This window comes from Achromobacter sp. ISS7 (genome assembly GCF_056523125.1).
Genome location: NZ_JAWRZD010000001.1, coordinates 677,663 through 689,893 on the forward strand (window position 1 = coordinate 677,663; position 12,231 = coordinate 689,893).

Consider the following 12,231-nt stretch of genomic DNA (forward strand, 5'->3'; position numbering starts at 1 on the left):
ACCATCATGACCGACAGCAATCAACACGGTTTGTTCGACGCCGCGCCCGACGAGGGCGGCGATGCCGCCATCACCCTGGCGCGCTATGCCGAACAGGCCTATCTGGACTATGCCGTGTCCGTGGTGCGGGGCCGGGCCCTGCCCGACGTCGGCGACGGGCAGAAGCCGGTGCAGCGCCGCATCCTGTTCGCCATGCAGGCGATGGGGCTGGCGGCCGGCGCCAAGCCGGTCAAGTCCGCGCGCGTCGTCGGCGACGTGCTGGGCAAATACCACCCGCACGGCGACCAGGCGGCCTATGACGCCATGGTGCGCATGGCGCAGGACTTCTCCCTGCGCTACCCGCTCATCGACGGCCAGGGCAACTTCGGTTCGCGCGACGGCGACAACGCCGCCGCCATGCGCTACACCGAAGCGCGCCTGACGCCGATCGCCAAGTTGTTGCTGGACGAGCTCGACGAAGGCACGGTCGATTTCGTGCCCAACTACGACGGCAGCCAGCAGGAGCCGCAGATGCTGCCGGCGCGCCTGCCGGTGATGCTGCTGAACGGCGCCTCCGGCATCGCGGTCGGCATGGCCACCGAGATCCCGCCCCATAACCTGCGCGAAGTGGCGCAGGCCTGCGTGGCGCTGATCAAGCAGCCGCAACTGCCCGATGCCGAGCTGTTCGGCATGATCCCCGGTCCGGACTTCGCCGGCGGCGGCCAGATCATCACGCCGGCCGCAGACATCGCCCAGATCTACGCCGGCGGGCGCGGCTCGCTCAAGGTGCGGGCGCGCTGGCAGTTCGAGGAAATGGCGCGCGGCCAGTGGCAACTGGTGGTCACCGAGCTGCCGCCGGGCACTTCGGGCCAGAAGGTGCTCGAGGAAATCGAGGAAATCACCAACCCCAAGGTCAAGAGCGGCAAGAAGAGCCTGACGCCCGAGCAGACGCAGGCCAAGGCCGTGATGCTGAACCTGCTGGACGCGGTGCGCGACGAATCCGGCAAGGACGCCGCCGTGCGCCTGGTGTTCGAGCCCAAGACCTCGCGCGTCGACCGCGACGAATTCGTCAATACCCTGCTGGCGCAGACCAGCATGGAAAGCAGCGCCTCGGTCAACCTGGTCTGCATCGGCACCGATGGCCGTCCGCGCCAGAAGGGCTTGCGCGACGTGCTGGTCGAGTGGCTGGCGTTCCGCACCAACACCGTGCTGCGCCGCACCCGCTTCCGCCTGGACAAGGTGATCGACCGCATCCACGTGCTGGAAGGCCGCATGGTGGTCTACCTGAAGGTGGACGAGGTCATCCAGACCATCCGCGAATCCGACGAGCCGCGCGTGGCGCTGATGGAGCGCTTCAACCTGTCCGAACGGCAGGCCGAGGACATCCTGGAAATGCGCCTGCGCCAGCTGGCGCGCCTGGAAGGCTTCAAGATCGAGCAGGAGCTGGCGGACAAGCGCAAGGAGCAGGTCTCGTTGCAGGAACTGCTGGACAATCCCAACACCCTCAAGCGCCTGTTGATCAAGGAAATCGAGGCCGACGCCAAGCAGTTTGGCGACGACCGCCGCACCCTGATCGAGACCGCCGAGCGCGCGGTGCTCGAAACCAAGGTGCTGGACGAGCCGGTCACCGTGGTCGTGTCGCAGAAGGGCTGGCTGCGCGCCCGCCAGGGCCACGGCCATGACGCCTCGCAGTTCGGCTTCAAGCAGGGCGACGACCTCTACGGCGCCTTCGAATGCCGCACCACCGACACGCTGATCGCCATGGGCGACAACGGCCGCGTCTATTCGGTGCCGGTGTCCGGCCTGCCGTCGGCGCGCGGCGACGGCCAGCCGGTCACCACCATGATCGACCTGGAAAGCGGCACCCGCATCGTCCACACCATCGCGGCCGCGGCCGACAGCCGCTGGCTGCTGGCCACGCGCGGCGGCTACGGCTTTGCCGCCAAGCTGTCGGACATGACCAGCCGCCAGCGCGCCGGCAAGCAGTTCATCACGCTGGAGGCGGGCGACGAACTGTTGCGCCCGGTGCCGCTGTTCGAGGGCGCCACGCAACTGGCGCTGCTGTCGCAGAAGGGCAAGTTCCTGGTGTTCGGGCTGGACGAGCTCAAGTCACTGTCCGGTGGCGGGCGCGGCACCATCCTGATGGGGCTGGACGGGGCCGACAAGCTCGACCAGACCGTGCCGATCGGCGCGCTCGGCCTGCGCGCGGCGGGCATCTACCGCAACAAACACACCGAGGACATCCTGGTGGGCGCGGCCCTGGCGGTGTATGTCGGCAAGCGCGCGCGCAAGGGGCGGGCGCTGGACGTGCGGCCCAAGCAGCCGCTGCTGTCGCCGGTGCTGGGCTGAGCGCGGTCCGGCTGACGATGCCGATGAACGGCGGACCTCGCGGGGTCCGCCGTTTTGTTTTCGGGCGCGCGCTTGACCCGCATCGGACGTTCGATATTTAATAGATAGATCAATCAGTCTATTAATTAAATCCCGACGCAGCATGCGCAAAATCGACCCCGCCCGGCAGCAGGAGCGGCGCCGCCAGATCCTGGCCGCCGCCGCCGAGTGCTTCGCCGAAAACGGCTTCCACGCCACCTCGACCGCGCAGATCTGCGCGCGGGCCGGGATGAGCCCCGGCAACCTGTTCCATTACTACGCCAGCAAGGCCGAGATCATCGAGGCGCTGATCGCGTCCGACACCGACACGCTGCGCGAACGCCGCCAGGCCGGCGCCGCCGCGGGCGATGCGCGCGCCGCCCTGATCGGCTGGGTCGACGAGAACCTGGCGCAGTACCGCGATCCGGGCTTTGCCCGCCTGGGCATGGAGATCCTGGCCGAGGCGGTGCGCAATCCGCGCGTGCACACGCTGGTCATGGCCAACGAAAGCGAGCGCAAGGCGTCGCTGACGGCGCTGCTGGCGGCCGTCTGGCAAGGCGCGCCGCGCAGCGCCATGCCGCGGCCCGTGGAGGAGATGGCCGACATGCTGTTGCTGCTGCTGGATGGCATCTACAGCCGCTCGGTGGTGGATCCGCGATTCGACGCGGCGGCGGGCGGGCGGTTGCTCGACGCGGCGCTGCAGGGGTGCCTGCCGCCGGCGTCCGGCGCGGCGGGAGAACAGCCATGAACGCCGCCGCAAACACCGTCGGGATGGTGCCGCCGCGCCTGGCGCAGGTCGATGCGCTGCGCGGCTTCGCGCTGTTCGGCATCCTGGTCGTCAACATCGGCGTGTTCGCCTCGCCGTTCTACGCCAACGGCATCACCGACCCCGCCTTCTCGGGGGCGTGGGACGTGGCGGTGCGCTGGCTGGTGGCGTGGTTGTTCGAGACCAAGTTCTACCTGCTGTTCTCATTCCTGTTCGGCTACAGCTTCACCTTGCAGATCAGCGCGGCCGAACGCAGCGGCGCCGCCTTCGGGCCGCGTTTCCTGCGGCGCCTCGTCGGCCTGGCGCTGCTGGGGCTGGCGCACGCGGTGCTGTTCTACCAGGGCGACATTCTGCTGACCTACGCGGTGCTGGGCCTGGCGCTGATGGCCTGCCGCCGCATGGATCCGGGTCGCGCCTTGCGCCGCGCGCTGTGGCTGATCGGGCTGGTGTCGCTGGCCTGGGCTCTGCTGGGGGCGTTGAGCCTGCTCGATCCCGCCGGCACCGTCGAACTGAGCCGCGCCGCCGGGGTGGCATCCGCGGCCGATTCGCAGGCCGCCATCGAGGCCTATCGCGGCACCATCGGCAGCACCATTGCCCGTCATTGGTACGAACTGACCACCAGCATCTGGGGCGTCATCCTGCTGGTGCAGGGGCCGTTCGTCTTTGCCATGTTCCTGGTTGGCTACGCCCTTGGCCGGCGCCAGGCGCTGGCCGATCCGTGGCGCCAGCCGCGCGCGCTGTGGCTGCTGTGCGCGCTGGGTGCGCTGCCCGGGCTGGCCGGGTCCGCCGCCTATGCGACCACCGCGTTGCCGTCGATGTCCCCGCTGTGGGAAACCCCGGGCCTGGCCATGGATCTGTTCACGGCGCCGCTGTTGAGCATGTCCTACGCCGCGGCGCTGCTGCTGGCGATGCGCACGCGGCCGGGCGCGGCGCTGGCGCGCGGGCTGGCCCCGGCCGGCCGCATGGCCCTGAGCAACTACCTGATGCAATCGGTGGTGTGCGCGTTCCTCTTCACCGGCTGGGGCCTGCGCCTGTCGGGCAACGTGTCGCCGGGCGTGGCGCTGCTGATCGCCGTGGCGATCTTCCTGGCGCAGCTGCCGCTGTCGGCGTGGTGGCTGCGCCGCCACGCCTATGGTCCGGTCGAATGGCTGCTGCGCGCCCTGACCATCGGCGCCTGGCCCGCGTGGCGCCGCCAGGCGGCGGAGCAGGCCGGCTAGGCGGCCCGCACCGGTTCAGCGGCCGCTGTTGGCGATGGCGGCGTCGATGGCGCCGGCCAGGCGTTCGGTCAGCTGGTCCAGCTCGTCGTCCGTGATGATGAAGGGCGGGGCCAGCAGCACGTGGTCGCCCTGGCGGCCGTCGATGGTGCCGCCCATGGGGTAGACCATCAGGCCGCGCGCCATGGCTTCGCGCTTGATGCGCGCATGCAGCGACAGGGCCGGGTCGAAAGTCGCCTTGCTGGCGCGGTCCTGCACCAGCTCCACGCCCATGAACAGGCCGCGGCCGCGGATATCGCCGACGTGGGGGTGTTCGCCCAGCGCCTGTCGCAGGCGCTGGCGCAAGCCGTCGCCCTGGGCGCGCACGCGCGCCAGCAGGTTGTCGCGCTTGATTACCTGCTGCACCGCCAGCGAGGCCGCGCACGCGGTGGCATGGCCCAGGTAGGTGTGGCCGTGCTGGAAGAAGCCGCTGCCTTGCTGCATCGCCTGCACGATGCGTTCCTGCGCCATGACCGCGCCGATCGGCTGGTAGCCGCCGCCCAGGCCCTTGGCGATGGTGATCAGGTCGGGCGTGATGCCTTCCTGCTCGACGGCGTAGAGCGTGCCGGTGCGGCCCATGCCGCACATGACCTCATCCGCGATCAGCAGCACGCCGTGGCGGTCGCAGACCTCGCGGATGCGGCGGAAGTAGCCCGGCACCGCGGCCACCGCGCCCGAGGTCGCGCCCACCACCGGCTCGGCGACGAAGGCCATCACGCTGTCGGGGCCGAGGTGCTGGAAGGTCTGCTCCAGCTCCTGCGCCAGGCGTTCGGCGTATTGCTCATCGGTTTCGCCGGCCGCCTGGTCGCGGTAGGCATAGCACGGCGACACGTGCGCCACGTCGATCAGCAGCGGCGCGAACTGGGCGCGACGCCAGGCGTTGCCGCCCACCGCCAGCGCGCCCAGCGTGTTGCCGTGATAGCTCTGGCGCCGCGCCACGATATGGCGACGCTGCGGCTGGCCGATTTCGACGTAGTACTGGCGCGCCATCTTCAGCGCGGCTTCGATCGCCTCCGAGCCGCCCGAGACGAAGTACGCATGCGAGGTGCCGGCCGGCGCGTCGGCCACCAGCGTCGCGGCCAACTGCTCGGCGACCTCGGTGGTGAAGAAACTGGTGTGGGCATACGCCAGCGCGTCGATCTGCGCGTGCATCGCCGCCTGCACGTCCGGATGGTTGTGCCCGAGGCACGAGACCGCGGCGCCGCCCGAGCCATCCAGGTAGGCGCGGCCCGCTTGGTCATAGAGCCAGGCGCCCTGGCCGCGGACCGCGACCGGGGGCGTGCTGCGCAGGGAGCGGTGGAGAACATGGGTACTGGTCATGGCGTGGAACTCCGCGGAAGGCGTGGGGAAGGGGAAGGGCGATTCAGCCGGGACGATTCATTCGGACCGCGGCGCGCGGCCGCGCCTGGGCGGCGCGTCCTGCCAGTAGGCGCCGTCCGCCTGCAGGCGGGCATCGATTTCGGCCAGGCGCTGCAGCACCTCGTCGCCGCCGCGGGCCGCCAGCCGCGCGATCAGGTGTTCGGCCAGCCCCAGCAGGCCCGCGGTGCTGTGGAAGAACGAACCGGGGCCGCGCAGCGCGGGCGCATCCGGGCCAGGCTCGTCGGCGCGGGTGAAGCGCAGCACGTGATCGGCCGTCCGCGCCACGGGGTTGTCGGCGCTGTCGGTCAGCGCCAGCACCGTGACGCCGCGCGCGGCGATCTGGCGGGTCAGGCGCACGGTGGCCGTGGGATAGGGGGCTTGCGACACCACCACCAGCGCATCGCCTGGCTGCAGGCTGTCGGCGTCTTCGGCCGCGGCGCCGCCCAGGCCGTCGATCAGCAGGCCGTTGCGGCGCACCAGGTGGTAGGCGTAGCGCATCTGGAAGGCGATGCCGAAGGCCGAGCGCGTGCCGAGGAAGCCGACCTGGCGGGCGCGCAGCAGCGCGTCGACGGCCAGGTCGAAGGCGGCCGCGTCATTGGCCTGCCAGATCGAGGCCAGCGCCGCGGTCTGCAGCTCGGTCAGCGCGTCGTGTCCGTCGCCGCCGGCCTGCCGCGCGTGCGAGGCCTGCAAACGCGCGGCGCGCTGCCGCAGGCCGTCATCGGCGGCGCCGGCCAGCGCGCGCTGGAACGGCGCGCGGAAGGCCTCGTAGCTGTCGTGGCCCGCCGCGCGGGCCAGCCGCAGCATGGTGGCGGGCGACACGCCCACCGCCTGCGCCTGGCGCCGCATCGACCACAGCCCAACCTCGGCCGGATGGGCCAATACCCAATGCGCGGCGCGCTGCAGTTCGGCGGGCAACGTCGCGCTGAGATGGCGCAGGTGGTCTTGCAGGGGAGCGATCACGGTGGCGCGGAGGCGGGGGACATCGTTGATGATAAAACAAATGCTACATCCATATTGAATGGAAAAACAGTTGTTTTATTTTCGAATCGTAGAGCAACTCCGACATATCGTAACGACGCCGCTCTCCTGGGAAACCCCTGGCGACATGACGGCGGATAGCGCGGAAATGATTACAAAATGGCCGGTGATCGGGTTTGACACAGGGATAGGTCACCCATATCATTCGTATAGAAATCAATTTAGCTGAACTAATTCAGTCATGAATAAACAGACCGTAACCGACCCCGCGCAGCAATATGACCTGCGCATCCTGCGGGCACTGCGCCGGATCACGCGATCCATCGCGTTGCATTCGCGCCAGCTGTCCGCGGTGAGCCACATCACCGCGCCGCAGCTGATGTGCCTGCGCACGGTCATCGCGAACGGGCCGCTGACGGCCACGGCGATCAGCCGCGAGATCCACGTCAGCCCCAGCACGGTCGTCGGCATTCTCGACCGCCTGGAAGACAAGGGCCTGATCCGCCGCGAACGCGGCCGCGAAGACCGCCGCATCGTCTTCGTGACCGCCACCGACGCCGGCCGCGAGGTGGCGCAGCAGGCGCCGTCGCCGCTGCAAAAGCATCTGGCCGACGCGCTCAACGCGTTGCCGGAGCTGGAGCAGGCCACCATCACCCTGTCGCTCGAGCGCATCGTGGCGCTCATGGAAGAAGAGAGCGGGGTCGCGACGGAAACCCAGGGCGACGTGTCGTCGCCCATCCTCGAGGTGCCCACGGGTGGCGCGCCTCCCGAATCAGGATTGGTTGTATGAGAGCAAACGAACTGAACGACACCACTACGAACTCAAGTGCCGTGGCGCCGGCGGCGGGCAGCAAAACGCATCTGTTGCGTGAGCCCCGCCGCAAGGACGGCGCCGCGATCCACCAGCTCATTGCCGAGTGCCCGCCACTCGACCTCAATTCCCTATACGCGTACCTGCTCCTGTGCGAGCACAACCGCGGCACCTGCGTCCTGGCCGAAAGCGCCGGAGGACGCATCGATGGATTTATCTCCGCTTACGTGCTTGCCGACAGGCCCGACGTGTTGTTCGTCTGGCAGGTCGCCGTGCACACCCGCGCACGCGGCCAACGGTTAGGCCGCGCCATGCTTCGGGCGCTCTTGCAACGCGAGGGGCTCGCGCATGTTCGTCATCTTGAAACCACGGTGGCGCCTGATAACCAGGCATCGCGCCGCACCTTCGCCGGCCTGGCCGGCGAACTAGGCGCCCACGTCTCCGAGCAGCCGTTCTTCGACCGGCAGCTTTTCGGCGGCGCGGACCATGACGACGAGATGTTGTTGAGGATAGGCCCGTTCACCTTGCCCGCCCCCTAGGCGGCGACGCGGTCCTGTCGAAAACCGGGATGGCTTTGACGCATCCGGATGCGCCCGGCGCGCATGCGGAGGGGATCTGGCCGTCTGTCAACTTATGAGATGAAAGGGAGGATTAATCACATGGACTTGAAAATCTTTGACCGGATGGAGTCGGAAGTACGGGGCTATATCCGGTCGTTTCCCGTGATCTTCAGCCAGGCCAGGGGATCGACGCTGGTGGATGAGGACGGTGGCGAATACATCGACTTCTTCAGCGGCGCCGGCACGTTGAACTATGGCCACAACAATCCGATCCTCAAGGAAAAGCTGCTCGAGTACGTGCAGTCCGATGGCGTGGTGCATGGCCTGGACATGGCCACCAGCGCCAAGAAAAGCTTCCTCGAGGCCGTCGATCGCGTGCTGCTCAAGCCGCGCAACTGGCAATACACCCTGCAGTTCACCGGCCCGACCGGCACCAACGCGGTCGAGGCGGCGCTGAAGATCGCGCGCCAGGTGAAGGGACGTCCCAATGTGATTTCCTTCACGCACGGCTTTCACGGCGTCAGCGGCGGCTCGCTGGCGGTGACGGCCAACATGAAGTTCCGCGATGCCTCCGGCTATCCGCTGGCCAACACCACCTTCATGCCCTATGACGGCTACTTCGGCCCGGACGTGGACACCATGGCCTACCTGGAGCGCATGCTGGAAGATCCCAGCAGCGGCATGGACAAGCCCGCCGCCGTCATCGTCGAGACCGTGCAGGGCGAGGGCGGCGTCAACGTCGCCACGCTGCGCTGGCTCAAGGAACTGGACAAGCTCTGCAAGCGCCACGACATGCTGCTGATCGTGGACGACATCCAGGTCGGCTGCGGCCGCACCGGCACCTTCTTCAGCTTCGAGGCCGCCGGCATCCGCCCCGACATCATCACGCTGTCCAAGTCGCTGTCGGGCTTCGGCCTGCCGATGTCGCTGGTGCTGATGAAGCCCGAGCTCGACGTCTGGAAGCCCGGCGCCCACAGCGGCACCTTCCGCGGCAACAACCTGGCGTTCGTCACCGCCACCCAGGCGCTGGAAACCTACTGGGCCAACACCGCGTTCACCGCCGAGATCCAGCGCAAGGAGCGCCTGGTGCGCGACTGGCTGGAAAACCTGGTGCACAGCTACCCCAACGCCGGCCTGTCGGTGCGCGGCCGCGGCCTGATCCAGGGCCTGGTCAGCAACGCCACCCCGGCGCTGTCCAACCGCATCGCCGCCAACGCATTCAAGCGCGGCGTGGTCATCGAGACCTCGGGCGCGCACGACGAAGTGCTCAAGCTGCTGCCAGCCCTGACCATCGAGGAAGACCTGCTGTCCAAGGGCCTGGACGTGATCGAGGCGAGCGTGGCCGACGCGCTGGCCGAAGAGGGGCAGTCCGCCCGCATCCTGAAATTTGGAGGAAAACGTCAATGATCGTACGCAATGTCAAAGATGTGATCGGCACCGCCGACGAAGTCCGCACCGATACCTGGGTCAGCCGCCGCGTGCTGCTCAAGAAGGACGGCATGGGCTTTTCCTTCCACGAGACCACCATCTTCCCGGGCGGCCGTACCCACATCCACTACAAGAATCACCTTGAAGCGGTGTGGTGCATCGAGGGCGACGGCTCCATCGAGACGATCGCCGACGGCAAGAAGTACGAACTGGGCCCGGGCGTGGTCTACGCCCTGAACGAGCATGACGAGCACTGGCTGTGCGGCGGCAAGGAGCCGCTGCGCGTCATCTGCGTCTTCAACCCGCCGCTGACCGGCCAGGAAGTGCATGACAAAGAGGGCGTCTACGCCTTGCCTGAAGCCCAAGCCCAAGCGGCCTGATACAAGGAGGTTCGCATGATCTCACCTGCGCAGGATCCGTACGCCTCCCGTACGGATCGAAGTTCCGCCATCATTTCCCGCCAGGATCCGGTGGTCTACGAAGAAGGCAAATACGCCAACGCCCTGAGCGGCGAGCAGGTCGGCAGCTACGAGCGCGACGGCTTCCTCCTGCTGGAGGACGTGTTCTCGGAGGCCGAAGTGCGGGCGCTGTCGTCCGAGGTCGAGCGCATGACGCGCGACCCGTCGATCGTGCGCCGCGAGGAATCGATCACCGAGCCCGGCAGCAATGCCGTGCGCTCCATTTTCATGGTGCACGTGCTGAACCCCGTGCTGGCGCGCCTGGTGCGCGATCCGCGGCTGGTCAACGTGGCGCGCCAGATCCTGGGGTCCGAGGTCTACATCCACCAGTCGCGCGCCAACATGAAGCCCGGCTTCAAGGGCAAGGAGTTCTACTGGCACTCGGATTTCGAGACCTGGCACGTGGAAGACGGCATGCCGTCGATGCGCGCGCTGAGCTGCTCGGTGCTGCTGACCGAGAACAATGACTGCAACGGCCCGCTGATGCTGGTGCCGGGTTCGCACCGGCAGTTCATTTCGTGCGTCGGCGAAACGCCCAACGACCACTACAAGCAATCGCTCAAGAAGCAGGAGTACGGCGTGCCGGATCCGGTCAGCCTGCAACTGCTGGTGGAGCAGGGCGGCATCCGCACGATGACGGCCAAGGCCGGCTCGGTGGTGTTCTTCGACTGCAACACCATGCACGGCTCGAACAGCAACATCTCGCCGTGGCCGCGCGCCAACGTGTTCATGGTCTACAACAGCATGGAAAACACGCTGGAGCCGCCCAAGTACGGCCTGACCCCGCGTCCCGAGCACATCGCCACGCGCAAGGCGTTCAAGGCGGTGACGCCGCTGGATACGCTCAAGCTGGTCGGCAGCTGACGCGTCGCCGGGGGCGCCTTGGCCGCCCCTCGCTCGCCCATCGAGCCCAGGCCCGCCGGCCTGGGCTTTTTGCCGGCCATCCGCTATGCTCTGGCTCCCCGCCACGCCCGCATCCGCCGCCATGTCCGCCCGCATCCTCAGCCTGCATATCTACCCGGTCAAATCCTGTGCCGGCATCGACCTGGCCGAATCGCCGGTGGACCGCGCCGGGCTGGCGCACGACCGCCGCTGGATGGTGGTGTCGGCCGACGGCCAGTTCATGACGCAGCGCCAGTGGCCCGCCATGGCGCTGATACGCACGGCGCTCGCCGCCGACGCGCTGCGCCTGTCGGCGCCGGGCATGCCCGACCTCGAGGTGCCGCTGGACGGCTCGGCCCTGCAGCCGGGCGTGGAGACGGTCGGTGTCTGGAAGGACACGCTCGAGGCGCGCCGCGAAAGCGAGGCCGCCGCGCAGTGGTGTTCCGATTTCCTCAAGACGCCTTGCCGCCTGTACAAGGTCGACGCCGGCGCGGCGCGGCCCGCCAAGCCCGAATGGGTGGACAAGTGGACCGCCGGCCATCCCGATCTGGCCGACGTGTTCGGGGGCGATCATTTCTTCGGCTTCGCCGACGGTTTTCCGTTGCTGGTGGCGAACCAGGCGTCCCTGGATGACCTGAACGCCCGCCTGCGGGCCAAGGGCGTGGAGCCGGTGCCGATGGACCGCTTCCGGCCCAATATCGTGGTGCAGGGGGAGTGGGAGGCCTTCGAGGAAGACCACACCGCCATGATCACGACCGGCGCGGTCAGCATGGCGTTGGTCAAGCCGTGCACGCGCTGCTCGATTCCCGACATCGACCAGCGCACCGCCGTGCAGCACGACGAGCCGGGCCGCACGCTGGCGGGCTACCGCAATCTGGATATTGGAGTGGTGTTCGGCCAGAACGCCATCGTCGACGCCCCGGCCGGCGTGCGCCTGAAAGTGGGCGACGGGGTCGAGATCGAACTCGATTTCTAGCCCGCCGCGCCCCGGCGCGTGGCCGGGGCCGCGGGAATCAGGCCGGCAGCGCTCAGGCCGACGACAGCTTCAGGCCGACCAGGCCCAGCACGATCAGCGCGACGCTGGCGATGCGCATCCAGCTGAGGGATTCCTGGAACAGAATGATGCCGGCCACGAAGGCGCCGACGGTGCCGATGCCGACCCACACCGCGTAGGCGGTGCCCAGCGGCAGCGTCTTCATCGCCACGGCCAGCAGCCAGAAGCTGATGAGCATGCCGCCGACGGTGACGAGCGACGGCATCAGGCGGGTGAATCCGTGCGTGTATTTGAGGCCGACGGCCCAGACGATTTCGAACAGGCCGGCGAGGATGAGGATGATCCAGGTCATGACGACTCCTACTTGAGAGGGGTCGTCCCCGGATTGATGCGCCG

Annotated in this window: 12 protein-coding genes; 9 read left to right on the plus strand and 3 right to left on the minus strand. The window is 68.2% G+C overall.

Annotation, left to right across the window (positions count from 1 at the left end; genetic code table 11):
• Nucleotides 1-6: 6 nt before the first annotated feature.
• The 3 genes from parC (at nt 7) to AC1HFW_RS03065 (ending at nt 4,329) form a co-directional block, all read left to right on the plus strand.
• Nucleotides 7-2,328, plus strand: coding sequence for a DNA topoisomerase IV subunit A (gene parC / locus AC1HFW_RS03055; RefSeq protein ID WP_006393943.1), 2,322 nt, complete (start codon nt 7-9; stop codon nt 2,326-2,328).
• 142 nt (nt 2,329-2,470) lie between these two features.
• Complete coding sequence (locus AC1HFW_RS03060) at nt 2,471-3,094, plus strand: TetR/AcrR family transcriptional regulator (RefSeq protein WP_479281736.1); 624 nt, start codon at nt 2,471-2,473, stop codon at nt 3,092-3,094.
• On the plus strand, nt 3,091-4,329 hold the full coding sequence (locus AC1HFW_RS03065; RefSeq protein ID WP_479281738.1) for a DUF418 domain-containing protein: 1,239 nt from the start codon (nt 3,091-3,093) through the stop codon (nt 4,327-4,329). The genes AC1HFW_RS03060 and AC1HFW_RS03065 overlap by 4 nt, the downstream gene beginning before the upstream one ends.
• Nucleotides 4,330-4,344: 15 nt before the next feature.
• Here AC1HFW_RS03065 and AC1HFW_RS03070 read toward each other — a convergent pair whose 3' ends face one another.
• On the minus strand, nt 4,345-5,685 hold the full coding sequence (locus tag AC1HFW_RS03070) for an aspartate aminotransferase family protein (protein WP_479281740.1): 1,341 nt from the start codon (nt 5,683-5,685) through the stop codon (nt 4,345-4,347).
• Nucleotides 5,686-5,742: 57 nt separating this feature from the next.
• Nucleotides 5,743-6,684: a MurR/RpiR family transcriptional regulator gene (locus tag AC1HFW_RS03075; RefSeq protein WP_006393947.1), complete on the minus strand. Its 942-nt coding sequence runs from the start codon at nt 6,682-6,684 to the stop codon at nt 5,743-5,745.
• Between the two features lie 259 nt (nt 6,685-6,943).
• On the opposite strand from AC1HFW_RS03075, the gene AC1HFW_RS03080 reads away from it, so the two are divergent.
• The 6 genes from AC1HFW_RS03080 to AC1HFW_RS03105 all read left to right on the plus strand — a co-directional run bounded on the left by AC1HFW_RS03080 (nt 6,944) and on the right by AC1HFW_RS03105 (nt 11,817).
• Nucleotides 6,944-7,492 (plus strand): MarR family winged helix-turn-helix transcriptional regulator, encoded by a 549-nt coding sequence (locus AC1HFW_RS03080; protein WP_006387826.1) that lies wholly within the window; start codon nt 6,944-6,946, stop codon nt 7,490-7,492.
• Nucleotides 7,489-8,052, plus strand: coding sequence for a diaminobutyrate acetyltransferase (gene ectA / locus AC1HFW_RS03085; RefSeq protein WP_054434247.1), 564 nt, complete (start codon nt 7,489-7,491; stop codon nt 8,050-8,052). The genes AC1HFW_RS03080 and ectA overlap by 4 nt, the downstream gene beginning before the upstream one ends.
• 120 nt (nt 8,053-8,172) lie before the next feature.
• A complete protein-coding gene (gene ectB / locus AC1HFW_RS03090) occupies nt 8,173-9,480 on the plus strand; it encodes a diaminobutyrate--2-oxoglutarate transaminase (RefSeq protein WP_006393949.1) in 1,308 nt (435 codons plus the stop codon).
• A complete protein-coding gene (locus AC1HFW_RS03095; protein ID WP_006393950.1) occupies nt 9,477-9,881 on the plus strand; it encodes an ectoine synthase in 405 nt (134 codons plus the stop codon). The genes ectB and AC1HFW_RS03095 overlap by 4 nt, the downstream gene beginning before the upstream one ends.
• A 15-nt stretch (nt 9,882-9,896) precedes the next feature.
• Nucleotides 9,897-10,823, plus strand: coding sequence for an ectoine hydroxylase (thpD, locus tag AC1HFW_RS03100; RefSeq protein WP_006393951.1), 927 nt, complete (start codon nt 9,897-9,899; stop codon nt 10,821-10,823).
• 121 nt (nt 10,824-10,944) lie between these two features.
• Nucleotides 10,945-11,817 (plus strand): MOSC domain-containing protein, encoded by an 873-nt coding sequence (locus AC1HFW_RS03105; protein ID WP_479286454.1) that lies wholly within the window; start codon nt 10,945-10,947, stop codon nt 11,815-11,817.
• A gap of 52 nt (nt 11,818-11,869) precedes the next feature.
• Here the strand turns inward: AC1HFW_RS03105 and sugE are convergent, their stop codons facing one another.
• Nucleotides 11,870-12,187, minus strand: a complete 318-nt coding sequence (sugE, locus tag AC1HFW_RS03110) for a quaternary ammonium compound efflux SMR transporter SugE (RefSeq protein WP_479281744.1) — start codon at nt 12,185-12,187, stop codon at nt 11,870-11,872.
• Nucleotides 12,188-12,231: the final 44 nt, after the last annotated feature.